A 25382-nucleotide genomic window follows, 5' to 3' on the forward strand; every position below is an offset into this window, starting at 1 on the left:
TGGCCAGCTTTCCGGCTTCCAGAGCCCCGACCGCATCGGCGCTTTACCGCAATGCAGGAAAATCTCCTCTGCCCGCACCCGCAACACCGTTTTGGGCGCGCGGCCCTTAATGGCAAACCGCGCGCAAAGCGCCGGGTCATCGCTGATCTCTGCCACCCCATTCACCCGCAGCGTCTCCGCCACCGAGGGGATCATAAACAGGATAGAGACTTTCGGATGCGCCAGAATATTGAGCAGCCCATCAATCCGATTGTTCCCAGGACGGTCCGGGATCAGCAGAGTTGTCTCACTCTCCACCTCCACAAACCCCGCCGGATCGCCCTTTGGGGAGGCATCCAGATTGGTGCCATCAGATGTGACAAGCACCAGAAACGGAGAATGCGCGATAAAGCTGCGGCAATGCGCATCAAAATGGGAAATCACTTTCTTGGATGCGTGGGGCGAGGCCTCCCCGTAAATCTCTCTCAGCTTCTCTGGCGTCATAACACCCTCGTTCTCTTTCAAAAATACCCGCGACTTCCATAGCTCAAAGCATGCGCTTTACCAAAACTTGTTTTTAAACAGCGCCGCTCAGACCCCATACATCGCCGCAAGATCCACGGTGCCCTGCACATTCAGATCCGCCTTATGGGCGCTCAGAAACTGCTTGGCCGCCGCTTCACCCGCCTCTTTGAGGTGCAGCAGTACCGAGGTCACAGGCCAGCTTTTGGTGGCCACAGACAGGCGCGTCATCAGGTCATCATCGGCAATCATATGCACTTTTACCTCGCGTTTTTCTTCCCGTGTCAGCGCGCCCTGATCAATCAGCCGCTGTACAAAGGCCACCGCCCGCAGCTCACTCATCAAAGAGGCGTTGAAGCTGATTTCATTGATGCGATTGCCAATCTGCTGCGGCGTCACCGGCAGGGTTTCGCGGCGCAGCGGGTTGATGTTGATGATCACCACATCTTCGGGCAAATCACGCTTGTAAAGCGGCCAGAGCGAAGGATTGCCAGTATAGCCGCCATCCCAATAGGCTTCGGTTTTGCCTGTCTCCGGATCGGCAATCTCCACCGCCTTAAACAGGGTTGGCAGACAGGCGGAAGCCAGCAAAGCTTCGGTGCTGATCTCCTGTCCGGAAAACACCCGCGCCTTGCCGCTGCGCACATTGGTGGCACAGACAAACAGCTCCGGCCCCGCCTCCGCACAGACCAGATCAAAACTCAGCTGATCGACAATATCGCGCAGGGGGTGCTCATAAAACGGCCCCATCGCATAGGGCGATGTCATCCGCTGCAACATATCCGCTGCCATAAACGGCCAGCTATAATCCATCGCCCGACTGACCGCCCCCGGCGGCACCGCCGCAAACCAAAGATCCATGCCCGGCATCTGATGGGCGCCCATCTGCTCCCAGAACCAGCGCAGACTGTCGCGCGCGCCCTGCCGCCCATCTCGCAGCATGCCCGCCTTCAACGCGGCCCCATTCATGGCCCCTGCCGAGGTGCCGGTGATCCCGGCAATCTCAATGTCCTCATCTTGCAACAGAACGTCCAGGACGCCCCAGGTGAAAGCCCCATGTGCGCCCCCACCCTGTAGTGCCAGATTGATGCGCTTCATGAGACCTCTCTCCTATCTGGGTCAAACCTCTTTGTTACAGGGCGGTCCAGCCACCATCGACGCTGAGTGTGGTGCCGGTGATCTGCGCCGCCGCATCAGAACAGAGGAAATTCACCGTGCCGCCCAATTGCTCCACCGTAGCAAATTCCCGGCTCGGCTGACGCTCCAGCATGACCTTCTTGATCACCTCTTCTCGCCCCATGTTATATTTCTCCATGGTGTCCGGGATTTGCGCCTCCACCAATGGCGTCAACACATAGCCCGGGCAGATCGCGTTACAGGTGATCGGCTCTTCTGCGGTTTCCAGCGCGACAGTCTTGGTCATGCCCACCACCCCATGTTTGGCCGCCACATAGGCCGCCTTGAAAGGCGATGCAGTCAGCCCGTGCGCGCTGGCAATGTTGACCACCCGGCCCCAGCCACGCTGGCGCATATGTGGCAAAGCCGCCGCCGTGGTGTGAAACGCCGAATTCATATTGATCGCAATGATCGCATCCCATTTCTCTACCGGGAACGCGTCAATCGGGGCCACATGCTGAATGCCCGCATTATTCACCAGAATGTCACAGCCCCCGGCGGTCTCAATCAACTGGCGACACTGCGCCCCATCGGACATATCCGCCGCGACATAGCGCGCGCTCACGCCAAATTCCGCCGAAATCTCTGCTGCCAATGCATGATCTTCGTTGCGGTCGGTGAAAGAATTGAGCACAACGTCGGCTCCGGCTCGCGCCATCTCACGCGCAATGCCCAAACCGATTCCCGAGTTCGACCCCGTCACAATTGCCGTTTTACCCTTCAAGCTCATGATGCCGCCTCTCTTGAAATACCTTGGCCGCACCATAGCATGCTGCACCCGCAAAATAAGGGGCTATGCACTCGCACCGTAGTCTTACGTAGGCAAAGCTCGGGCCAAAAAAAACGCCCGCGCGAAGCGGGCGTGAAGTTATTGAGGCAGGTTTCATACAGGCAAGAAACCTATCGAGCAGTGAGACCTTTATAAGCGTTATGACGCCGGGCTCCAAGCTAAAAGTTTGATAAGCCTCGAATCCGCCGTTACTTTTTCAGCAAGCAAAACAAGCAACCAACAGGATTGTCTCTGCAATGACATCAGTATGTTTCCCCAAAATGCAGCGGATGACCGCGGCTATCGCCCTTGTGATTCTTGGTGTTCAAGCGCAGGCGGAGCCGCGTCATGGCATTGCTATGTATGGCGATCCGGCCCTGCCCGCCGATTTTACGGCCCTGCCCTATGCCAACCCCGACGCCCCCAAAGGCGGGCGCATTATCACCGGAAACAGCGGCAGTTTTGATTCTCTCAACCCCTTCGTGCGCAAAGGCACCGTGCCATGGCAGCTGCGCTTTTTTGCGTATGAATCTCTGATGGGCCGCAATTGGGGTGAGCCTTTTGCGCTCTACGGTCTGCTCGCCGAATCGATTGAAACAGCCGAAGACCGCTCCTGGGTCGAATTTACCCTGCGCGAAGAGGCCCGATTCTCTGATGGCGCGCCGGTCACCGTCGAAGATGTGATCTGGTCCTATGAAACCCTCGGCACGGTGGGACACCCGCGCTATCTCGGATTCTGGCAACAGGTCGAAAAGATCGAAGCCACCGGCCCCCGTTCCGTGCGTCTCACCTTTAACACCGACAACAGGGAACTCGCCCTGATCGCGGGCCTGCGTCCGATTCTTCAAAAGGCACAGTTTGACGGCAAAGTGTTTGAAGACATCACGCTTCAGGATGTGCCCATCGGCACCGCCCCCTATGTGATCTCCGATTTTGAAGCAGGCCGCTTTGTCACGCTCACGCGGGACGAAAACTATTGGGGCAAAGATCTCCCCTTCCGCCAGGGCACACAAAACTTCGATGAAATCAAAATCGACTTCTTCGGCGACAATGCCGTGATGTTTGAAGCGTTCAAAGCCGGTGAGATTTCTTACCTTCGGGAATTCAACGCAGAAAAATGGGCCGCCAGCTATGATTTCCCCCTCGCGCAATCCGGCGACATTGTGAAATCGGAAATCCCCCATCAAAAGCCCTCCGGCATCACCGGATTTGTCATGAACACACGCCGTGCGCCTCTGGATGACATCCGCGTGCGTGACGCTCTGATGCATGTCTTCAACTTCGAGTTCATCAACGACACGATGACCGGCGGTCGCCAGCCTCGGATCACCTCCTATTTCTCCGGCTCCCTGCTCGGCATGGAAGACGGCCCTGCAACCGGCCGCGTGGCAGAGTTTCTGACCCCCTTCGCAGACAGCCTGCCCCCCGAGGCGCTCGCCGGCTATAGCCTGCCGCAATCCAACGGATCGGTGCGCAACCGCGCCAACCTGCGCAAGGCCATGGGCTTGATGGAAGACGCAGGCTGGACCGTGGTCGATGGTAAAATGCAAAACGCGTCTGGCGAGGTGCTCTCCCTTGAGGTCCTGCTCAAACAGGGCGACACCGAGAACAAGGCCATCACAGACATCTATGCCAAAGCGCTTGAAGGCCTTGGGGCAGAGGTGACCATCACTTTGGTGGACGGGCCACAATACAAACTGCGCACAAATGCCTTTGATTTTGACCTCACCAACTACCGCCGCGCCATTTCGCTCAGCCCCGGCAATGAGCAACTGCTCTATTGGGGGTCAGACGCCGCCGATCAGGAAGGCTCACGCAATCTGATGGGTGTGAAATCTCCGGCCATCGACGCGATGATCGACAAAATGCTCTCCTCCACATCACAGGAAGATTTCGTCGCCGCCACCAAGGCGCTGGATCGGGTGCTGACCACAGGCCGCTATGTGATCCCGATCTGGAACTATGCCGTCGGCCGCGTCGCCCACCAAAAAGAGCTGCACTATCCAGAGCAGCTGCCGATCTATGGCGATGGGGTCGAATGGCTGCCCGGTGTGTGGTGGTATCAGCAGTGATCTGTCGCACAAGGGCGCCTTCGGGCGCCCTTTTCGTTAACCCGCAGAGGGCCTGAAATCCACCGTCGCAATACCGTTGGGATACCGACGCAATACCGACGTCATTTCCGGCGCTCCAGCCGAAGGTTAATGCCATGACGCGACCGCACTGTCAGATGCGCAATGGGCACTGGCGGCGGCCCCTCTGGCGAGATGCGAAAATGCTTCAAAATCATCGACAGCATCAGCACACCTTCCACCATCGCAAAGCCCGCCCCGGTACACACCCGCGCCCCCGCTGAAAACGGCACAAAGGCTTCACGCGCGCATGTCTTGCCATTCTCACTGTGCCACCGCGCCGGATCAAACCCATCCGGATTGTCCCAGAGCCGCTCCTGTCGATGCAGATGCCACGGCGAGATAACCACCTGAGAACCTTTAGGAATATTTCGTTCACGAAAGGTTTGTGGACAGTTCGCTTCCCGCACCATCATGGGAACAGGCGGATAGAGCCGCAGCGCTTCACGAAACACATCGCGGCTGATGCGCAGCTTGCTGATGGACGCAAAATCCGGGGTCAGCCCTGCCGCTTCTTCGGCGATTTTCTCCTGCCATTCGGGAAAGGCTGCGCAAAGATACAGCGCCCAGGCCAGCGCAGAGGCACTGGTCTCATGCCCCGCTAAGAAAAAGATCGCAACCTGATCGACCATCTCATTGGTATCAAATGATTTTCCTGTGACAGGATCCGTGGTTGTCATGATTTTTGTGGCCAGATCATCCGGCGCGGACCCGGCGGTGATCTCTGCCATACGCGCCTCGGTCAGCTGCGTGATCAACCCACGAATACTGGCCGCCGTGCGCTTTGTGTCTTTTCGAAAAAACCTTGGAAACCAACGTGGTAGAGGGATAAATGCACCAAGGTTAACAATAGGTGCACTGCGCTGATAGGTCCGGAATTCATCAAAAACCTGCCCCGCCACCTCGTGATCAATCGGGATCGAAAACAGCGTCCGAAAAATCACATCCGCCGCAGCATGGCTTGTTTCTTCTTCTATTTCAATTACTTGCCCATCATGCTGTGACAAACGCTGCACCGCTGCCTCACTGGCCGCCCACATCGCCGGAAAGGTATCGCGCAGCCGCCCGCCCTCAAAAGCCGGATCAATGATCCGTCGCTGCTGCTTCCAGACCTCGCCGTTGGTCAGAAATACAGAGTCCCCCAAAAGAGGTTTCAAACCCTCGCTAACCCTTTGAGATTTAGGGAAATCATCTGGCCTCTGTTTCAGAACCTCATCAATCAGCGCGGGCTGATTGATCATATAGGACCGGAAAAACGGCGTGCGAAACTCGGCCATCCAGGCGCGGTAAAGCCTCTGCGGCTGCGCCGAAAGCAGGTCTTTGCGAAACAGTCTAACGTATTGATGCAGCGAAACTTTATCAGGCCGCGGTGTTGGCTTTGGCGGGATCATGGCGCCACCGAAGTGTATTTGTTCACGGCACCTTCCTTCCGCGACCCTGAAGGTTTGCGGTCTGCATAACGTTCAGCCAGTGTTTTGGGCCCGGCTGTGATGCGGAAATAATCATAATCTCCCGGTCGATCAAAGGCGCAAAGGTATTGAAAATGCAGCCGAAAAAACCGCCAGCGCAATTCCGCCCAACGCTCTTCACTAAGCGTTTGCGTAAAGGCTGCGGAGACCACCAAAGGCCAGATTTTCCCCTCCGCTGGTGCCACCCCTGAGACCGCAACGGGATCACAAAGCGCAAACGCACAGCCATCACCGGGCGCAGTGACATCCACCCAAGTGATCTCCTGCCGCTGACAGAGAAAGGCCAGATCCGCCCGCAAACGCCATGCCTTTGGCAGAAAAGAAACCATTGGAACCACTTGACCTAATGAGAGAAATCCGATTTTCGGCCCCTCTTCGCGCACCGCACCTTTGCGCAGAAGATCTGCCAATATCGACACCGCCAGATGCGCCCCGCTGGAATGCCCCACCACCAGAACCTCCTCATAAGGTTCCTGCAAAGCCGCCTCAATCCGCGCCCCAAATTCCGCCATCCGGCCTTCCAGATCTTCCGGATTGGCACCTTTGGACGCCGCCGAATAGGCATAGTCATGCATAAGATAATAGGCGAAAAACTTTCCATCGCTTTTTTGGAACCACCGCAAAACAGGCCACAGCACCACCGCACCAAAAACAAAGGTCCACTCCGGCAAAAATCGCATCAGAGCCGCGCCCAGGAGACAACTTAAACCAATTGCAATAAGCAATTGAATTAAAAGAAAACAAACGGGATACAGAGCTGCAATGACAGGCCCTTTGCGCAACTTCATCAAGCGCAACAATGCGCCGCTTCCAATATAGGTGAAAGCTGTGCGCACAAGCTGGCCATAGGTCGCCAGAATGCCCTGCTCCATGCTGCCACGCACGATGTCTGACCAGATCAGCACCTCGACATCTGTGGCCGTCTCAGCACCATCCTGCGTGCTCGTAACATGCCAGCCATAAGGTCCGCCATCCGCGACCTTTGCCGCAAGTTGAATATCGTATTGAGAAGTTTCGGCCTGCGCAGCGGATTCCTTGCGATACAGCTCGCGATACCGGCGCGGATGGATCGGGTCGTAGCCGGGTATATAAAACACCCGGCGCCGCCGCACTGATGTAAACTCGCCTTGCCCCATGAGCCGCCTCTCCGTTTTGTCAGAGTGTAGCGGCTCAATTCGGCAAAATTAAGCCTTATCCGAGGGTTGCTAGTGCCGGAAAGGTTTCCAGAAGCCAGAAAGAGAAGGTTGAGAAGGCACCGGTCAACAGCATGATGCCGACAAAGAGCAAAAGACCGCCCATAACTTTCTCAATTGTTCCCATGTGCGGCTTGATCTTGTTCATCACACCCATGGCACGATTGAGGAAGATCGCAGCCAGCAGAAAGGGAATTCCCAGCCCCGCAGCATAAACACCCAGAAGAATGGTTCCGCGTGCGATAGAGGCCTCTCCCGCAGCGATCGACAAAATCGCCCCCAATTGCGGCCCAATACAGGGCGTCCAGCCAAAGGCAAAAGCCAGCCCAAGCACGTAGGCGCCAAAGGCGGATCCGCCACTGTCACCTGTCTCGATACGGGCTTCGCGATCAAGAAACGGGATCCGGAACACGTTGAGGAAATGCAGACCAAAAATGATCACCACGCCGCCGGCTATTTTGCTGAAAAGCTCCTGATTTTGCAGAAAAAATGCCCCAAACGCTGACGCCGTGAAACCGAGGAAAAGAAACACTGTCGACAAACCGAGCACAAAGAAGAGCGCAGCTATAATGGCCTTGCGACGCGCTTCTTCCTGCGTCGTCAACTCTGACATACTGACGCCACTCATATAGGCGAGATACGGCGGCACAATTGGCAGCACACAGGGGCTGAGGAAGGAGATGGTGCCCGCTACGAGCGCCACGACCATCGCCGGCAAGAGCCCGGCGTCTATGATATCAATTCCAAACATATCTCTCACTTAGAGGATGTCTTTGAGAAGGTCACCTCTCCGCTGGTAACATCCCTGTGGACAGAATGAAACATCGCGCCTATGTGAGGATTATGGATCTGGAAATAGACGCACTCGGGCTGCTGTGCCCCCTCCCTGTTCTCCGCTTACGCAAGCGTATGGAACCCCTGCAATCTGGCGCAGAGGTGCGTCTGATCGCTGATGATCCCGCAGCCATCGTAGACGTCCCCCATTTCTGCAATGAATCAGGCCACAGCTTCGTTGGAATGACAGAAAAAAACGGGCAGCTGGAATTTATAATCCGCAAAGGCTGACAAGCAAAAATGCTGAACGGACATTGCAGATCGCCCTTTGGAATTCCCAGACTCGGGGGGACTACGCATAGATAAGAATGTGTTCACACAAATAATTTCTATCGGTGGTGCAAGAAGTTTTATGGCGGAGAGACAGGGATTCGAACCCTGGAGACGGTTTCCCGCCTACACACTTTCCAGGCGTGCGCCTTCGACCACTCGGCCACCTCTCCGCATCAGAGTGTCGATCAAGTGACCGCCTCTCTGTGGAGCGGTGTTTAGCTTTAACCACCGGGGAGATGCAAGAGGCAATTTGAGGTTATTTTCGCTTTTTAAAACAAAAAAGGGCCGCGCCAAAGCGCAGCCCCTTAAATACTTGCTTTTACAGGCTTAAACAGCTGCTGCCGTTGCCACCTGATCCCGATTAGAAAGCTCTTCGGCCACCAAGAAGGCCAACTCAAGCGATTGGCTCGCATTCAGACGGGGATCACAGGCCGTGTGATAGCGTGCGGAGAGATCTTCCTCCGTCACAGCCCGCACACCACCTGTACATTCTGTCACATCCTGACCAGTCATCTCAAAATGCACACCGCCAGGGATGGTGCCCTCAGCCTTGTGAACGCCGAAGAACTCCCGCACTTCGCGCAGCACACTGTCAAACGGGCGCGTTTTGTAGCCCGTGGCTGATTTGATGGTGTTACCATGCATCGGATCACAGGTCCAAAGCACGTTGGCCCCTTCTTCCTGAACAGCTTTGATCAGGCGCGGCAGATGATCGCCAACACTGCCAGCACCAAAGCGCGCAATCAGTGTCAAGCGCCCTGCTTCATTCTCAGGGTTCAGTTTTTCCATCAGAACCTTGAGGTCCTCTGCCGTCGTGGTTGGGCCACATTTCAAACCGACAGGGTTCTGTACACCGCGGGCAAATTCCACATGCGCGCCATCGGGCTGACGTGTGCGATCACCGATCCAAATCATGTGCCCCGACCCGGCAAGCCATTTGCCCGAGGTCGAATCCATACGTGTCAGCGCTTCTTCATATTCCAGAAGCAGCGATTCATGGCTGGTATAAAAATCAACTGTCTGGAGAGAATGCAGACGGTCTGATGTCACACCAGCGGCCTTCATGAAATCAAGCGTATCGCTGATACGGTTGGCAAGGTCGCGGTATTTTGCGGCTTTTTCACCTTCGGTGAATCCAAGCGTCCAAGAATGCACCTGATGCACATCAGCATACCCGCCCGTGGAGAAGGCACGCAGCAAATTCAGCGTCGCAGCGGCCTGCGTATAGGCCTGCAACATCTTGCTGGGGTCAGGAATGCGCGACTCTGGCGTAAAGGCCAGATCATTAATGATATCGCCACGGTAGCTTGGCAGCTCAATGCCATCGAGTGTCTCTGTTGGTGCGGAGCGAGGCTTGGCGAATTGCCCAGCCATCCGACCGACTTTGACCACCGGCACCTTTGCACCATAAGTCAGCACCATTGCCATCTGCAGCATCACCTTGAAGGTGTCACGAATGCCATCTGCGCTAAACTGTTCAAAGCTCTCCGCGCAATCGCCGCCTTGCAGCAAAAAGGCCTCACCGCGAGAAGCGGCACCCAGCTGAGCTTTCAAGCGACGCGCTTCGCCGGCAAAGACCAACGGCGGATAACTTGCAAGCTTGGCTTCCACAGCCTTAAGCGCAGCCTCATCCGTATATTCAGGCATCTGAACTCGGGGCTTTGCGCGCCAGTCAGATTTTTGCCATTCTGCCATTGTCTTTACTCCGATTGGACAGGTTGAACCGCACTTATACAAAAGCTCTTGTGATAGGACCATAGATGAAATATCGGGCCTTGACGTGTGGGGTCAAAAGTTCGTCTAGTCACTCAATCAAAGGCGTAACACTGCGCCTAAGACAACCGGGAAAACGAAACGATGTCAAACACTTCAACCGCCGCTTCGACAACTAGTCACGAGACTTCCCGGCGTTTCGTGTTTGTGCTTCTCGAAAATTTTACCATGCTCTCTTTCGCTTCGGCGATCGATTGTTTGCGTCTGGCGAACCGCAGATTGGGCAGAGAACACTACACTTGGATTCTCTGCGGTGAAGAAACCGAAACGGTAACCTGCTCGACGCAAACCACCATCAAACTGGATGTAGGGCTCGAAGAATTGAAGCGCGATGACACGATTGTGTTATGCGGTGGTTTGGAAATTCAAAAGGCCACAACCAAACGCCTTCTGAACTGGTTGCGCCGCGAAGCACGCCGAGGGCCACCCATCGTAGGCCTGTGCACGGCCGCCTTTACCATGGCCAAAGCCGGCCTTATGGATGGCAAACGCGCGACGATTCACTGGGAAAACCAAGACAGTTTCGCAGAAGAATTCGATGAAGTGGAGCTCTCCAAAGCTGTTTTCACCATCGATGGCAACCGCATGACGACAGCTGGCGGCACGTCTTCGATTGACCTATTCTTGAAACTTATTGCTCAGGATCTGGGGGAGGATATCGCCAATTGGGTGGCAGATCAGCAAATTTACAATTCTATTCGAACCGATCAGGACACACAGCGCCTTTCTGTTCCAACACGCATTGGCGTCCGTCACCCGAAATTGTCGATGGTTATCCAAATGATGGAAGCCAATATCGAAGAACCCATCAGCCCTTCTCTGCTGGCCCAGGATGTCGGCATGTCAACGCGTCAGCTGGAACGCCTGTTTCGCCGCTACCTGAACCGGTCCCCCAAGCGATATTATATGGAACTGCGGCTCCAAAAAGCACGCAACTTGCTGATGCAAACGGACATGAGCGTGATCAATGTGGCGCTTGCATGTGGTTTTGCATCGCCCAGCCATTTCTCAAAGTGCTACCGAGCACATTACGAGACAACCCCCTACAGGGAACGCGGATCTCAAAGCGCCCAGACACCTGTCTGATGCGCGCCTTGGTCAAAAAAGGCCAAGGAGCTCCTGTACATCCTTGCCGTATTGCAAATTGAGAACTGCAAAACCGTCCTCTCGCCGGTGCATAAGGATGTAGACGTAAAAGTAATCCCCTGCCTCGGTCCAGTAGGCAAGTAACTCCTGCCGAAAGCCATTTTTAAGGGCAGCCGACTGCACCGTGCTACTACCGACAAAATCGTCTGGCACTGTTTTGCGAAGCACATCGTTGAGGGCTTCAATGTCCTTTTCCCCGTAGGCTTTGTCGATTTGGATAAGGTCTATGGCCTCGCCCAGCTCATGCTGCATGACCAGTTCGTTGAACATTGCCAAACCTTGATTGAACTGCGTGCGCTGATTTGTTTGAGCCTGCGTCACACTCGCCGTACAAATGGCCAATAAAGCCGCATAGGCAGTAAATTTCTTCATAGAATCCTCAAGCACCAAAGCCTTAATATGCAGAAGCTTAGTCACGCGGTGTCATCCGGTAAAGGGTGCCTTTGTCCACCGAAAGAAACCAAATACCTCCATCTGGCCCCTCCCTAACATCACGCACACGCCGTGTTGCAGGTCCTCGAAGCCTCTCACGCTCCTGCAGTGCCGCGCCAGAAAGGCGGCTGATATAATCAGATTTCAGACTGCCCACAAAGAAATGGCCGCGCCATTCTGGCCAGAGTTTGCCAGAATAGATCATCAAGCCAGATGGCGCGATGGAAGGATCCCAATAAAAGGCCGGTTGTTCCATTCCTTCTTTCTGCGTGCCCTCACCAATCTTAAAGCCAGAATAGTGCTTACCATACGAAATGACCGGCCAGCCATAGTTACGTCCTTTACGAATAGCGTTGATCTCATCTCCACCTTTGGCACCATGTTCAACGACCCAGAGCTGCCCGGAGACATCCAATGCTGCGCCTTGTGGGTTGCGGTGGCCATAAGACCAGATCTCTGGCAAGGCGTTATCTGCTCCCACAAAAGGGTTCTGCGTGTAGGCTCCACCCGATTTATTGATGCGCACCACGGAACCTTCATGACGGCCAAGTTGCTGTGCAGAGGGCCGATCACCTCTTTCTCCAATTGTGACGAACAACGACCCGTCACCAGCATCAACTATGCGGCTTCCGAAATGACGCCCACCAGAGCTACCCGACGCCATTTCAAAAATCTTGAGCACATTCCTTAGATTATGCCGATCAGACGAAAGCTCTGCGCGAAACACGGCTGTACCCGATCCTCGGGCTTGGGCTACGGAAGCACTGAAAAAGATCAGACCTGTGCTTTCGAAATCTCGGTCAACAACAACATCCAAAAGCCCACCCTGCCCTTGGACGTGCACCTCTGGCACACCAGCTATTTGCGTCTTTGCACCCTGCGGAGAGATGTGGAACAGCTCTCCTCCGCGCTGAGTAATCAGCATGGATTTGTCAGGCAGGTGCGCGACCGCCCAAGGCTCCTCCAGATTGGTCACAATCGCTTTGACCTTCAAGCGTCCTTGTGAGGATTCAATACTCTGTGCCTGCGCCTGTGGTGCTGCAAACACCAACAAACACATACATACCAAGCTCATTGCCGGAAAACGCTTCATGCCCATGTCCTATTCCAAAATGATACCTGTAAGTATCTCATATTCAGGGCGATAAAGATGATCAAAAATCAGTCATTCGGCCCTTTTCTTTTGAAACCACGGCGCATAGGCTCTCAGCCGGAAAAACAAAAAGTACCATTAGGGAGTACCACAATGAAAAAGCTGCTTATGGCCTCTGCTGCTGGCGCGTTGCTGGCCGGAGCTGCATCCGCAGAAGATATCAAACTGGGCGTGATCCTTGGCTTCACAGGCCCAATTGAATCGCTGACCCCAGCGATGGCTGCCGGTGCGGAAATCGCAATGGAAGAAGTGTCCAAAAGCGGCAAGCTGCTTGGTGGATCCACTGTTTCTGCTGTACGTGCAGACTCAACCTGCGTTGACTCCGCCGCTGCAACCGCTGCTGCTGAGCGTCTGATCACCTCTGATGGCGTCAAGGGCATCATGGGCGCGGATTGTTCTGGTGTGACCGGTGCAGTGCTGGCGAATGTGGCTGTGCCAAACGGCATGGTGATGATCTCTCCGTCTGCGACGTCCCCGGCATTGTCTGATGCCTCCGACAACGGCCTGTTCTTCCGCACAGCACCTTCCGACGCACGTCAGGGCCAGGTTCTGGCCAATGTCCTGATTGAAAAAGGCTTTCAGTCTGCGGCCATCACCTACACAAACAACGACTACGGCAAAGGTCTTGCAGACAGCATCGAAGCTGCCTTCAAAGCGGCCGGTGGCGAAGTGACCGCATCTTCTGCGCATGAAGATGGCAAAGCGGACTACTCTGCAGAGGTTGCCGCGCTGGCATCTGCGGGTGGCGATATCCTGATCGTCGCGGGCTATGTTGACCAAGGTGGCCCTGGCATGATCCGTGCCGCATTGGACACAGGTGCATTTGACATGTTCGCCCTGCCAGATGGCATGATCGGCACCGGCCTTGAAACCACCTTCGGCGATGAAATCGAAGGCTCGATTGGCACTTTGCCGGGGAGCGAAGCCGCAGATCCATCCGTCGTGCTGGAAGCCGCTGCAGCCACCGGTGTTGACGCCTCTGGCCCATACATCGGCGAAAGCTATGACGCAGCCGCTCTGATCATGTTGGCAATGCAGGCAGCAGGTTCCAGTGATCCAGCTGCATACTCTGCAAAAATCCAAGACATCGCAAACGCACCGGGTGAGCCTATTGCTGCGGGTGAATTGGACAAGGCCCTTGAAATCCTTGCCGCTGGCGGTGAGATTGACTATGTGGGCGCGACTGCTGTCGAACTGATCAATGGTGGCGAGGCCGCAGGTGGCTATCGTGAAATCGTGATCGAAGGCGGCAAAATCACGACCGCCCAGTATCGCTAAGATCGCGCTACACTGCAGGTAGACACTGAGTAGCCCGGTCATGTGCCGGGCTTCTTCAAATTTTAAGAGCGTAAAACAGGCTCACGGGGGATAGCATATGATCGTCGCAGAAGACGTTCACAAACACTTTGGAGGGTTTCGTGCCGTTGATGGTGCCACCCTTCGGATCGAGCCTGGCTCCATCACCGGGCTGATCGGGCCAAATGGCGCCGGGAAAAGCACAATTTTCAATGTGATTGCCGGGGTTCTGAAACCGACCTCTGGCCGTGTCACCATGGATGGTGAGGACATCACAGGCCTGCCACCCCATGAGCTGTTTCACAAGGGCTTGCTGCGCACCTTCCAGATCGCGCATGAGTTCAGTTCCATGAGCTGTCGCGAGAACCTGATGATGGTGCCGGGGAACCAGTCTGGTGAAACGCTCTGGAACACCTGGTTTGGCCGCAAACGGATCGCTGACGAAGAGCGCGCCTTGCGGGCGAAAGCCGACGAAGTGCTTGAATTCCTTACCATTGAGCACTTGTCGGATCATAAAGCCGGGCAGATTTCGGGCGGTCAGAAAAAGCTGTTGGAGCTGGGCCGCACGATGATGGTGGATGCCAAAATCGTCTTCCTCGATGAGGTGGGCGCAGGCGTGAACCGCACCCTGCTGAACACCATCGGGGATGCGATTATTCGCCTGAACAAAGAGCGCAATTACACCTTTGTGGTGATCGAACATGACATGGATTTCATTGGGCGTCTCTGTGATCCAGTGATCTGCATGGCCGAAGGCAAAGTGCTTGCCGAGGGCACGCTGGACGAGATCAAGGCCAATGAACAGGTGATCGAAGCCTATCTTGGCACGGGCCTCAAAAACAAGGAACAGCTGAGCGCATAAGACGTCAGTATTGCGTCTGTATCGCAGCGGTATTGCAGCGGTATCACGACAGTACTTTGACGGTCATTTACGCCCTCAGCGAGGAGAGTTGGGATGACGGGGAACCCCTATCAGGATGATCGTGGCAACAAGGATGCCTCTATCACCAACCCGAAGGGCGGCGGCGAACTAGTGAGTTCGGTCGGCACCGGGAAAGAGATGAACACAACAGACGCCTTTCTGGTCGGCGACAGCATGACAGGTGGCTACGGCAAAGACGGGCCGGATATTCTGCATGACTGCACCATTGCGGTGAACCCGGGCGAAATCGCTGTGATCGTCGGGCCAAATGGTGCCGGCAAATCCACCGGCATGAAAGCGGTGTTTGGCATGCTCAATCTGCGGCAAGGTTCTGTGCGGCTGGATGGCGAAGACATCACCAGCCTGACACCACAGGATCGCGTGGCAAAAGGCATGGGCTTTGTGCCGCAGGTGAACAACATTTTCACCTCCATGACCGTGGAAGAGAACCTTGAGATGGGGGCCTTCATCCGCAAGGACGATTTCAAGGACACGATGGAGCAGGTCTATGGCCTCTTCCCGATCCTGAAAGACAAACGCAATCAGCCTGCGGGTGAACTCTCTGGTGGTCAGCGTCAACAGGTGGCCGTGGGCCGCGCCCTGATGACTCAGCCCAAAGTGCTGATGCTGGATGAGCCCACCGCAGGTGTGTCGCCCATCGTGATGGATGAGCTGTTTGATCGGATCATCGAAGTGAGCCGCACCGGCATTCCCATCCTGATGGTGGAGCAAAACGCCCGTCAGGCGCTGGAGATTGCCGACAAAGGCTATGTGCTGGTTCAGGGGCGCAATGCCTACACCGGCACAGGCAAAGACCTTCTCGCGGACGAAGAGGTCCGCAAAGCATTCTTGGGAGGGTGAGGTATGCTCTTCACAAAAACGGCCTCACTAGTTGCGGTCCTCATGTGCCTTGGAGGCGCTTTGAGAGTGACCACAGCCCTCATTTTCGGCGGGGATGCTGAAGCGATGCTCAGATATGTGGGCGGGCAATCACCAGGTGCGTACATTGATCAGGGTCTGATGATCATATTTTACGGCCTTATTGTCGGAGTTTTGACTGAAATCAGTCGCTCGGTCGCAAAATTCTCAAAAAACTCTCATGCAAAAATCGAGGGTAACGAATAATGGACTTCCTCAACGCCATTGTGGCGCTTTCTAACTTTGTTCTGATCCCCGCGATTGCCTATGGCAGTCAGCTGGCGCTGGGGGCGCTGGGGGTGACGCTGATCTACGGCATTCTGCGGTTTTCCAACTTTGCCCATGGCGACACCATGGCCTTTGGCGCGATGATTGCCGTTGGTGTGACCTATCTGTTGCAATATTGGGGGGTCAGCTTTGGCCCGCTGCCAACCGCTCTGCTGGCCCTGCCCTTTGCCATTCTTGGCACCATGGCGCTGGTGCTTATCACAGATCGGGTGGTCTATCGATTCTACCGCACACAGAAAGCAAAGCCCGTGATCCTTGTGATTGTCTCTATGGGTGTGATGTTCATCATGAACGGGCTTGTGCGGTTTATCATTGGGCCAAATGATCGCAAATTTGCCGATGGCGAACGTTTCATTATTTCGGTGCGTGAATTCAAACAGATGACCGGTCTGCGCGAAGGTCTGGCGATCAAAACCACACAGGGGATCACCGTTGTGGTGGCCGTGATTGCCGTTGTGCTACTGTTCTGGTTCCTGAACCGCACCCGCACCGGGAAATCCATGCGCGCCTATTCTGACAATGAAGATCTGGCACTGCTGTCAGGCATCAATCCAGAACGTGTGGTGATGTACACTTGGCTGATTGTGGCCGCGCTGGCGACCACGGCAGGTGTGCTCTACGGGCTGGACAAGACCTTCAAACCCTTTGTCTATTTCCAGCTGCTGCTGCCCATTTTTGCCTCTGCCATCGTAGGCGGCCTTGGCAGCCCGATTGGAGCCATCGCGGGTGGGTTTGTGATCGCCTTCTCGGAAGTCACCATCACTTATGCCTGGAAAAAAGTGCTGAAATACATGCTGCCAGAACAGTTGGAGCCGTCTGGGCTCGTGCAGCTTCTGAGCACCGACTATAAATTTGCCGTCAGCTTTGTGATCCTGATTGTGGTTCTGCTGTTTAAGCCGACCGGCCTGTTCAAGGGGAAATCGGTATGAGCGAGACAATGAGAAACACCGCGCTCTTTGGCATTGTGTTTGCCCTGATCATCCTGACCGGTTTCATGCAGAGCTGGAACGTGGCGTTGCTGATCATCAATATGGGGCTCATCTCGGCCATCATGGCGCTTGGCGTGAACCTGCAATGGGGATTTGCCGGGTTGTTCAATGTGGGGGTCATGGGCTTTGTCGCCCTTGGCGGTCTGGCCGTGGTGCTGACCTCTGCGGCCCCGGTTGAGGGTGCCTGGAGCGCCGGGGGCTGGCGGATCATGATTGCTTTGCTCGCAGGCGCTGGCACGATTGTTGGCACGGTGATGGTGCGCCAGCGCATGAGTGCTGGCCGCACGCGCAACCTCGTCACATTTGCGCTCCTGATGGGTGGTTTTTTCCTCTATCGGGGTATCTTTGATCCGGGTGTGGCCGCCGTTGAAGCGATCAATCCAGCCCTGCAAGGCAATTTTGGGGGCCTGAACCTGCCCGTCTTGCTGGCATGGCCCATGGGGGGGCTGCTGGCGGCAGGTGTTGCTTGGCTGATTGGCAAGACCGCATTGGGATTGCGCTCTGACTATCTGGCGATTGCAACACTTGGCATTGCCGAAATCATTATTGCGGTTATGAAAAACGAAGACTGGCTTGCACGCGGCGTGAAAAACGTTGTGGGTCTGGACCGGCCTGTGCCTTACGAAATTGATCTGCAAAATTCATCAAGCTTCATCAATCACGCCGAAGGTCTGGGCATTGATGTCGCCACAGCCTCGTCGCTGTTCGTGAAGCTCAATTATGCGATCCTCTTCACGGCTGTTCTGTTGGTGATTTTCGTGATGGCTCAAATGGCGCTCAACAGCCCATGGGGCCGTATGATGCGCGCCATTCGGGACAATGAAGTGGCGGCAGAGGCTATGGGCAAACATGTCACCAATCGCCACCTGCAGATCTTTGTGCTTGGTTCTGCGATCTGTGGCATTGCCGGTGCGATGATGACCACATTGGATGGGCAGCTGACGCCGGGCACCTACCAGCCGCTACGCTATACCTTCCTGATCTGGGTCATGGTGATTGTTGGTGGATCCGGCAACAACCTTGGGGCCGTCTTGGGGGGCTTTCTGATCTGGTTTCTCTGGGTTCAGGTGGAGCCATTTGGCCTTTGGCTGATGGAGTTCATCACCTCTGGCCTGTCTGAGGACAGCTGGCTGCGCGATCATCTGATCAAAAGCGCGGCGCATATGCGTCTACTGACCATGGGCGTGGTGCTCCTGTTGGTGCTCCGGTTTAGCCCACGCGGCCTGATCCCCGAAAAATGAAAAAAAGGCGCTCCTTCGGGAGCGCCTTTTGCCTTCGGCCAGAGTATTTTTGGTCAGAAGAAGCGCTGCGCTCAGCGCCCTTTGAACAGGCCACCGAGAATGCCGCGCACAATGCGGCGCCCGGTTGTGCCGGTGAGTTCTTTCATCACCATCTTCCCCATGGCTTCTCCGAAACTGTCGTCTGCGCGAATGCGCATGGACCGGGACGAGGAGCGACTGACGCGGGAGCCGCTGTAGCGGCGGGCCGCATTAAATTCGCGCTGCGCAGTGGATTGCTCTTCTTCCTTTGCTTCCACGTCTTCTGCGGCCTTGGCCGCCTGAGCCGCGCGATCGCGCAAAATCTCATAGGCTGAAAGGCGATCAACGGACTGATCATATTTCCCGGCAACCGGTGAGGTACGCATCAGAGCGCTTCGTGCCGCGCTATCTAATGGCACCAGTTGGGAAGATGGAGGGCGGATCAAAGTGCGCTCCACCACGCCGGGAACGCCTTTCTTCATCAGCATCGAGGTGACGGCCTCGCCCACCCCAACCTCACGGATTGCGGCCTCCGTCTCAAATCTCGGATTGGGGCGATAGGTTTCAGCCGCCATGCGCAGCGCCTTCTTATCACGCGCCGTAAAAGCACGCAGGGCATGTTGCACACGGTTGCCAAGCTGGCCCAGAATGTCCTCTGGAATGTCATCGGGGTTTTGCGTCACAAAATAGACGCCAACGCCTTTGGATCGAATGAGGCGCGCCACCTGTTCCACCTTGTCCACCAAGGCTTTGGGTGCGCCATCAAACAAAAGATGCGCTTCGTCAAAAAAGAATACCAGCTTTGGTTTGTCAGGATCGCCCACCTCTGGCAGGGTTTCAAACAATTCTGACAACAGCCAAAGCAGGAAGGTCGCATAGAGCCGTGGTGCGGCCATGAGCTTATCTGCGGCGAGGATATTGATCTGCCCCCTGCCGTCAGCCGCAACCTGCATCAAATCGGTGAGATCCAGCGCAGGTTCACCAAACAGCTTGTTGGCCCCCTGGTTTTCCAAGACCAGCAATCGCCGCTGAATGGCGCCAATTGAGTTGACGGAAATATTGCCGTAGCGCAGTGCCAGTTCAGCGCGATTTTCCCCTACCCAGACCAAAAGCGCCTGCAGGTCTTTAAGATCCAGAAGCGGCAGCCCCTGCTCATCGGCCAACCGGAAAGCAATGTTCAGAATGCCCTCCTGCGCCTCAGAGAGTTCCATCAATCTTGCCAAAAGAAGTGGCCCCATTTCGGCAACTGTTGTGCGCACAGGATGCCCTTGGTCCCCAAAGAGATCCCAGAACGTCACAGGAAAGGCCTGATAGGCAAAATCCTCAAACCCAATGGTTTTCGCACGGTCCTGAAAAGCGCCATGAAGCTTAAAGTCTGCGCTTCCCGACGCCGCCAGCCCAGAAAGGTCTCCTTTTACGTCAGACAGGAACACAGGCACGCCAGCCGCAGAGAACCCTTCCGCGAGAATCTGCAAGGTGACCGTTTTACCAGTGCCGGTAGCCCCGGCAATCAAGCCATGGCGATTGGCATATTTGAGCGTCAGGCCCTGTTTTTCAGCGTAGTCAACACCACCGCCACCCAAAAAAATCTTGCCGTCCATCAGGGGGTTACCTCATCCTTGATACATTCATCGCGACGCGTCCGGCGCATCACACTCATTTTTAACCTTTCTACCCCACATTCTAAAGTGTTCCGGATCAAACCTTTAACCGTTTGGGAAAGAACTCCTCCCTGTTGAGACTGGCCGCACACAATGTGCGGCCTTTTTTTTAGACATTTCAGTCAGGAACATCCCCTTTTCATGTTGACCGTCACGCCGTTTCTTCGTAGCGTTTGGGCAATAAATAAGTCGGCCAGTCCGACGGGGAGTGAAAACATAAAAGGGCTCGGCAACGGGCCCTTTTTGCTTTTACTGTTTTCGTTTCAGACAACAAAGCAAGCTGATAACAGGCAAGAACCTGCTAATTTTCATCAGGTTTAAGCCAAGCTGTGACTGACATTCCCCCGAGCGCATGATACTGCGCTAGCAGATCTATGCGAAAATCCTGGATACCACGCGATGAACTTAAAAACTGTCCTTGCCTCTTTGTCCTTTGTAGCATTTGCCAGTCAGTTGACAGCACAGGGCGTACCGTCCCTCGCAGATGGGTCTTTGGCCATGGGAGAGGCCGTCGCGCCACAAGCAGAAGCGCAAGCGCCCCAAACTGCGGGTGAAGACATCACATCTGAAATCATCGGAGACTGGGATCTGCAATGTGCGGCCTCTGGCCCTGAACCGCGTCCTTGTCGCCTGTACCAACTGCTCAAGGACCCTGCTGGCACACCCATTGCTGAAGTTACACTTTTTGATCTCGCCGTGCCTGAAGGTGAAGCGGTTGCAGGTGCAAGTGTGATTGTCCCGCTGGAAACCTTGCTCACCTCACAATTGACCGTGACTGTTGATGGTGAAAACGCACGCCGCTACCCTTTTGCCTTCTGTAATCAGATGGGCTGTGTCGCGCGAATTGGCCTGAGCGCGGACGATATCGCCAAATACAAAGGTGGCAAGGCCGCTCAACTGACAATTGTGCCCGCGCTGGCCCCAACTCAGGTGGTGAACATCAACATGTCACTTGCAGGCTTTACCAAGGCCTTTGGCAAAGCCTCAGGAGAAGTAGCGGAATAAAGAACGCTCATACAAAAATGCAAAAGCCGCGCCGGAAGCACCGCGCGGCTTTTGCATGTTAAGCAGTGGCTCTTACACACGGCGCAATGCCATAACGGCGTTAAGCCCGCCAAAAGCAAAGGCATTAGAGAGCGCAACATCAACCTGTGCTTCACGCGCCTGATTGGGCACCACATCCATCTCACATTCCGGATCGGCTTCTTCGTAGCCAATCGTTGGCGCAATCACACCGTCGCGCAGAGCCATGATGCAGGCCAAGAGTTCCACCGCGCCGGTCCCGCCAATCAAATGGCCGTGCATGGACTTGGTAGAAGAGATCATCAGCTTGTCAGCATGGGGGCCGAACACATCGGCAACCGCACTGCACTCGGTTTTGTCATTTGCGGCCGTACCGGTGCCATGTGCGTTGATATATCCAACCTCTTCGCGATTGATACGCGCATCTGCAAGGGCACCAGAAATCGCGCGCGACGCGCCTTGGCGTGACGGCATCACAATATCTGCGGCATCAGATGTCATTGCAAAACCGATCACCTCGGCCAGAATTTCCGCACCGCGCGCCTTGGCATGTTCGTACTCCTCAAACACAAAAACCCCGGCACCTTCGCCCTGCACCATGCCATTGCGTGTCGCCGAAAACGGACGGCATGCATCTTTGGACATCACTCTCAGGCCTTCCCAGGCCTTCACCCCGCCAAAGCACAGCATGGATTCAGCCCCCCCCGTGATCATCACGGGTGACATCGCATGGCGCACCATCTGAAAGGCTTGCGCCATGGCGTGGTTGGAACTGGCACAGGCAGAGGCCACTGTGAAGCTGGGCCCTTTGAGGTTGAACTCCATGCTGATGTGGCTGGCGGCCGCGTTGTTCATGAGTTTTGGCACAACAAACGGGTGAACGCGGTTTTTTCCGTCCTCATAGACCGTGCGATAATTTTCATCCAAGGTCTGCATACCACCACCGGAATTGCCCAGCACCACCCCCGTTTTGGCCGAAAGCTCTCCGGAAAATTCCAGGCCAGACTGCGCCAGAGCTTCACGCGCTGCCACAAGGGCAAATTGCGTAAAACGGTCATAAAGCGCCAATTGCTGCCGGTTAAAGATCTTATCGGGCTCAAACCCGCGCACCTGAGCACCGATCTTGACGGCAAGGCGGTCTACATCTCTCAGGCTTAACTCTCCGATGCCGCACTTACCCTCACGCATTGCGGCAAGGGTCTGGGGCACATCATGCCCCAAGGCATTGATGGTCCCGGCTCCAGTGATGACGACGCGCTTCATTTTTTCGAGCTCTTTGCTGATTGATCGTTTTAGGCGTTCACCAGTTGCTCGATCCCGGCAATGATCGTGGCTACGGAAGAGATATCAAAATCGCTCTTCTCAGGCTCATTTGCGTTGAACGGAATGGAAATGTCAAAAGCTTCCTCAATGGCAAAGATGCTTTCAACCAGACCAAGGCTGTCGATACCGAGATCCTCAAGCGTGCTCTCCATCGACACATCCGATGGCTCCAGCACGGCCTGCTCAGCAATGATGGCAATCACCTGCTTTTTGACGTCCATAACAATTTCCCTTTCAACGAAGTCGGTTCGTTTAGGACTTCAAACCCAACTTCGAAACAGTTTTTTGAAGATCGGCAAATTGCTTGGCCAATCTCGGCAACCGTCTCAAGGCTTTGTACATTTCCAGGTTCGTGTCCATCTTAACGGCAGGGTAACCCAGAACCACTTCTCCGGCCGGAACCTTGCTCAGAATTTTGGAGGCGCCCCCAGCAATGACATTGTCGCCCACGACGGTGTTGTCTGAGACACCAACCTGTCCGCCCATGACAACGTTGTTGCCGATCACAGTAGAGCCTGCGATTCCAACCTGAGCCGCCAAAAGGCAATCGTTACCCACAACCACATTGTGCGCAATGTGCACCATATTGTCGATTTTGCAGCCGTTACCGATACGTGTATCGCGGACAGTCCCATAGTCCACACAGGTGTTTGCGCCGATCTCAACGTCATCGCCAATCGTCACCGCGCCCAGCGAGTGAATACGGGCCCATGCCTGCGCAGACACCTCTCCCTGATCCCCAAGCGAGGCGCGCGCTTTTTCAACACCGCTGGCTTCGGGCGTCACAAACGACATGCCATCGGCCCCGATCCGTGCACCGGGCTGACACCAGAACCGAGCGCCAATTGTGACACGTGCCCCAATGGAGACGTGATCGCGCAACATGGCTCCTGCGCCGATGGTGACATCCGGTCCTATATGGCAAAAAGCGCCAATCACAGATCCTTGGCCAATGCTGCTATGTGCGCCAATCACAACATAGGGGCCTACAGAAACACCTTTACCAAGCGTTGCTGTTTCATCAATCAGCGCCGTGGGGTGGATCCCGACTTGTTGCCCCTGCCCCGGATCCATCATTTTCGATAGTCCGGACATTGCATAACGGCCACGTTTGGCTGTGATGGCCGCTTCCAGCCCCATAGCTTCCCAATCCGCGCCATCCCAAAGCAGAGCGACACGCGCCTGCCCCTGTGACAGACCTTCAGCGAATTTGGGGTTTGTCAGCAAGGCGATGTCATTGGAGCCCGCCAAAGCAGGCTCCGCAACACGCTCGACAACCAAGTCTGTGTTCCCGTGCGCCTGCGCATCAATCGCGGTCGCAATCTCCTGAACAGTGAACGCCATCTGCGGTCCTCCGGGTGATCTCGGAGGCGTGTTTAGCCTTGATAGGACGCCAAGGCCACCCCTTCGTTCGCCATCGCTTTCCAGATCTTCGCATCTCGCCCATAGATATCACGACGGAACTGGACCGGCCCTTTGGCCTCTGTGTAGGCCGTACGATAGATGATATGCACAGGGACATCCTGCTTCAAATCCACGCGGGTTTCACGGCCTGTCTTCAGACGGGTTTGGAAAAACTGCTTGGGATTGTCTTCCTGAACGGCCAACAACGCATAGGCAAAATCAAACGGATCCTGCAGTCGGATACACCCATGGCTATAAGCGCGGATTTCCCGCTTAAAGAGGGCCTTCTGCGGTGTATCGTGCAGATAAATGTTGTACTTGTTCGGGAACATGAATTTCACCAACCCAAGCGCATTTCGGCTGCCTGGGGCCTGCTTCATATCAAACGGGAAATTCCGGGTGGTGAATTGAGAAAAATCAATCGCACTACGGTCAACCGTCTGGCCTCGACCATTCACCAAACGCAGATAGCTCACGGCGTTGGGATTGTTCTTGAGCATTGGCAGATACTCTTTGGTGGCAATGGAACGCGGCACATTCCAGGTTGGATTGATGACCATATGTTCCATGATGTCGGAAAACTCGGGGCTCCGGCGATCTGATTGGTTTTTCCCCACCACGGATCGCGTGCGGAATGTCAGCTTGCCATCATCCAGAATTTTCGCCGTGAAATCTGTCAAGTTCACCAGAATTTCGCGCCCTTCGGCGTGACGCGTCAGCCAGCGCTCGCGTTCCATCGCAACCATAATGGATTTCAGCCGCGTTTCGGCCGAAACATTGATTTCTGTGACGGTGCCCTTGCCTGCCACGCCGTCACTTTCAAGACCATGCGCGATTTGGAAATCCTGCACTGCGGATTTGAGTGCAGCATCATAACTTGCAGAAGCGGAACGCTGCATAAAGCCCATCCGAACCAAACGATCGCGCAGCGCCACAACCGCAGCACCGCTGTCGCCGGGCTCCATCTTGCGTACCGGGACAACCGCCCCCCAGCCACCTTGTGACACCAACCGCTCCATACGCAGCTTCGCTTTCATCAAGCGCGTGTATTCTGGAGTTCGCGGCGCAAGCCCCCGCAAGAAGCCTTTCGCATCTTGTGCATTGGCAAAGCTGTCAAGAAGCTCTTGGCGTTCCCGTTTTTCGATCTTTCGTACAATATCACCATCAATTTTGGAGGGCACCAGCATACCTGATGTCAGATCCCGTGCGTAGGTGAGGTAGGCTTTTGTTAAGGCCACCTCAATCAACCCAAGATCACGCGCGCTGTTGGCGGCAGCCATTTGAGACAGCAAGTCATCCGTCTTGTAACGCGCCTCTGGCAATGCATGGTCGCTCACACGCGCAAGCGCTTGAATCAAGGCCTGGCGGCGTTTTGCGAAGGTCTGACCCTCTCCAGTCCAAAGCGGCTCATAAGCCGCTTCGCGGTAAAACGCGGCAATATCCTGATCTCG

General features: G+C 55.3%; 24 protein-coding genes and 1 tRNA gene. 10 read left to right on the forward strand and 15 right to left on the reverse strand.

The window, feature by feature from the left end; all coding sequences use genetic code 11:
• The 3 genes from SHM7688_RS15885 to SHM7688_RS15895 form a co-directional block, all read right to left on the reverse strand.
• A partial coding sequence (locus tag SHM7688_RS15885) for an MSMEG_1061 family FMN-dependent PPOX-type flavoprotein (RefSeq protein WP_058240895.1) occupies window positions 1-483 on the reverse strand: 483 nt, incomplete at its 3' end.
• Between the two features lie 87 nt (window positions 484-570).
• A complete protein-coding gene (locus SHM7688_RS15890) occupies window positions 571-1599 on the reverse strand; it encodes a patatin-like phospholipase family protein (protein ID WP_058240896.1) in 1029 nt (342 codons plus the stop codon).
• A 34-nt stretch (window positions 1600-1633) separates the two neighbouring features.
• The gene (locus SHM7688_RS15895) at window positions 1634-2407 is read right to left on the reverse strand and encodes a 3-hydroxybutyrate dehydrogenase (RefSeq protein ID WP_058240897.1); all 774 of its coding nucleotides are present in this window, start codon (window positions 2405-2407) and stop codon (window positions 1634-1636) included.
• A 296-nt stretch (window positions 2408-2703) separates the two neighbouring features.
• Between SHM7688_RS15895 and SHM7688_RS15900 the strand changes: the two genes are divergently transcribed.
• Window positions 2704-4518 (forward strand): extracellular solute-binding protein, encoded by a 1815-nt coding sequence (locus SHM7688_RS15900; protein ID WP_058240898.1) that lies wholly within the window; start codon window positions 2704-2706, stop codon window positions 4516-4518.
• Between the two features lie 101 nt (window positions 4519-4619).
• Here the strand turns inward: SHM7688_RS15900 and SHM7688_RS15905 are convergent, their stop codons facing one another.
• From SHM7688_RS15905 to SHM7688_RS15915, 3 genes are read right to left on the reverse strand one after another with little or no spacing between them, the layout of a single operon-like run.
• Window positions 4620-5966: a cytochrome P450 gene (locus SHM7688_RS15905; protein WP_058240899.1), complete on the reverse strand. Its 1347-nt coding sequence runs from the start codon at window positions 5964-5966 to the stop codon at window positions 4620-4622.
• A complete protein-coding gene (locus SHM7688_RS15910) occupies window positions 5963-7180 on the reverse strand; it encodes an alpha/beta hydrolase family protein (RefSeq protein ID WP_058240900.1) in 1218 nt (405 codons plus the stop codon). The genes SHM7688_RS15905 and SHM7688_RS15910 overlap by 4 nt, the downstream gene beginning before the upstream one ends.
• A 55-nt stretch (window positions 7181-7235) precedes the next feature.
• Entirely contained in the window at window positions 7236-7988 is a 753-nt protein-coding gene (locus tag SHM7688_RS15915) for a cytochrome c biogenesis CcdA family protein (protein ID WP_058240901.1), read from the reverse strand.
• Between the two features lie 65 nt (window positions 7989-8053).
• Here SHM7688_RS15915 and SHM7688_RS15920 point away from each other — a divergent pair, with 65 nt between their 5' ends.
• Window positions 8054-8302: a sulfurtransferase TusA family protein gene (locus tag SHM7688_RS15920; RefSeq protein WP_223229179.1), complete on the forward strand. Its 249-nt coding sequence runs from the start codon at window positions 8054-8056 to the stop codon at window positions 8300-8302.
• A 122-nt stretch (window positions 8303-8424) separates the two neighbouring features.
• Here the strand turns inward: SHM7688_RS15920 and SHM7688_RS15925 are convergent.
• Window positions 8425-8514: transfer RNA gene (locus tag SHM7688_RS15925), tRNA-Ser, on the reverse strand.
• A gap of 157 nt (window positions 8515-8671) precedes the next feature.
• Window positions 8672-10039, reverse strand: coding sequence for a class II 3-deoxy-7-phosphoheptulonate synthase (locus tag SHM7688_RS15930; protein ID WP_058240903.1), 1368 nt, complete (start codon window positions 10037-10039; stop codon window positions 8672-8674).
• A gap of 162 nt (window positions 10040-10201) precedes the next feature.
• On the opposite strand from SHM7688_RS15930, the gene SHM7688_RS15935 reads away from it, so the two are divergent.
• Complete coding sequence (locus SHM7688_RS15935; protein WP_058240904.1) at window positions 10202-11203, forward strand: GlxA family transcriptional regulator; 1002 nt, start codon at window positions 10202-10204, stop codon at window positions 11201-11203.
• A 12-nt stretch (window positions 11204-11215) separates the two neighbouring features.
• Here the strand turns inward: SHM7688_RS15935 and SHM7688_RS15940 are convergent, their stop codons facing one another.
• Together SHM7688_RS15940 and SHM7688_RS15945 are read right to left on the reverse strand one after the other, a co-directional pair.
• Window positions 11216-11635 (reverse strand): hypothetical protein, encoded by a 420-nt coding sequence (locus tag SHM7688_RS15940; protein WP_058240905.1) that lies wholly within the window; start codon window positions 11633-11635, stop codon window positions 11216-11218.
• Window positions 11636-11672: 37 nt separating this feature from the next.
• Window positions 11673-12788: a PQQ-dependent sugar dehydrogenase gene (locus SHM7688_RS15945; protein ID WP_058240971.1), complete on the reverse strand. Its 1116-nt coding sequence runs from the start codon at window positions 12786-12788 to the stop codon at window positions 11673-11675.
• A gap of 153 nt (window positions 12789-12941) precedes the next feature.
• Between SHM7688_RS15945 and SHM7688_RS15950 the strand changes: the two genes are divergently transcribed.
• From SHM7688_RS15950 to SHM7688_RS15975, 6 genes are all read left to right on the forward strand, one after another.
• Entirely contained in the window at window positions 12942-14126 is a 1185-nt protein-coding gene (locus SHM7688_RS15950) for an ABC transporter substrate-binding protein (RefSeq protein ID WP_058240906.1), read from the forward strand.
• 97 nt (window positions 14127-14223) lie between these two features.
• Window positions 14224-15006: an ABC transporter ATP-binding protein gene (locus SHM7688_RS15955; protein ID WP_058240907.1), complete on the forward strand. Its 783-nt coding sequence runs from the start codon at window positions 14224-14226 to the stop codon at window positions 15004-15006.
• 93 nt (window positions 15007-15099) lie between these two features.
• A complete protein-coding gene (locus SHM7688_RS15960; RefSeq protein ID WP_083499075.1) occupies window positions 15100-15927 on the forward strand; it encodes an ABC transporter ATP-binding protein in 828 nt (275 codons plus the stop codon).
• A gap of 66 nt (window positions 15928-15993) precedes the next feature.
• Window positions 15994-16191, forward strand: a complete 198-nt coding sequence (locus tag SHM7688_RS15965) for a hypothetical protein (protein WP_144432606.1) — start codon at window positions 15994-15996, stop codon at window positions 16189-16191.
• On the forward strand, window positions 16191-17201 hold the full coding sequence (locus SHM7688_RS15970; protein ID WP_058240909.1) for a branched-chain amino acid ABC transporter permease: 1011 nt from the start codon (window positions 16191-16193) through the stop codon (window positions 17199-17201). The genes SHM7688_RS15965 and SHM7688_RS15970 overlap by 1 nt, the downstream gene beginning before the upstream one ends.
• The gene (locus SHM7688_RS15975; RefSeq protein ID WP_058240910.1) at window positions 17198-18502 is read left to right on the forward strand and encodes a branched-chain amino acid ABC transporter permease; all 1305 of its coding nucleotides are present in this window, start codon (window positions 17198-17200) and stop codon (window positions 18500-18502) included. The genes SHM7688_RS15970 and SHM7688_RS15975 overlap by 4 nt, the downstream gene beginning before the upstream one ends.
• A gap of 71 nt (window positions 18503-18573) precedes the next feature.
• Here the strand turns inward: SHM7688_RS15975 and SHM7688_RS15980 are convergent, their stop codons facing one another.
• The gene (locus tag SHM7688_RS15980; RefSeq protein WP_058240911.1) at window positions 18574-20121 is read right to left on the reverse strand and encodes a helicase HerA-like domain-containing protein; all 1548 of its coding nucleotides are present in this window, start codon (window positions 20119-20121) and stop codon (window positions 18574-18576) included.
• A gap of 459 nt (window positions 20122-20580) precedes the next feature.
• Between SHM7688_RS15980 and SHM7688_RS15985 the strand changes: the two genes are divergently transcribed.
• A complete protein-coding gene (locus SHM7688_RS15985; protein ID WP_058240912.1) occupies window positions 20581-21186 on the forward strand; it encodes an invasion associated locus B family protein in 606 nt (201 codons plus the stop codon).
• Window positions 21187-21258: 72 nt separating this feature from the next.
• Here the strand turns inward: SHM7688_RS15985 and SHM7688_RS15990 are convergent, their stop codons facing one another.
• The 4 genes from SHM7688_RS15990 to SHM7688_RS16005 form a co-directional block, all read right to left on the reverse strand.
• Complete coding sequence (locus SHM7688_RS15990) at window positions 21259-22467, reverse strand: beta-ketoacyl-[acyl-carrier-protein] synthase family protein (protein ID WP_058240913.1); 1209 nt, start codon at window positions 22465-22467, stop codon at window positions 21259-21261.
• A gap of 29 nt (window positions 22468-22496) precedes the next feature.
• Window positions 22497-22748: an acyl carrier protein gene (locus tag SHM7688_RS15995; protein WP_058240914.1), complete on the reverse strand. Its 252-nt coding sequence runs from the start codon at window positions 22746-22748 to the stop codon at window positions 22497-22499.
• A gap of 31 nt (window positions 22749-22779) precedes the next feature.
• A complete protein-coding gene (lpxD, locus tag SHM7688_RS16000; RefSeq protein WP_058240915.1) occupies window positions 22780-23871 on the reverse strand; it encodes a UDP-3-O-(3-hydroxymyristoyl)glucosamine N-acyltransferase in 1092 nt (363 codons plus the stop codon).
• 32 nt (window positions 23872-23903) lie between these two features.
• A partial coding sequence (locus tag SHM7688_RS16005) for a L,D-transpeptidase family protein (protein ID WP_058240916.1) occupies window positions 23904-25382 on the reverse strand: 1479 nt, incomplete at its 5' end.

Source organism: Shimia marina, assembly GCF_001458175.1.
Lineage (GTDB): Bacteria > Pseudomonadota > Alphaproteobacteria > Rhodobacterales > Rhodobacteraceae > Shimia > Shimia marina.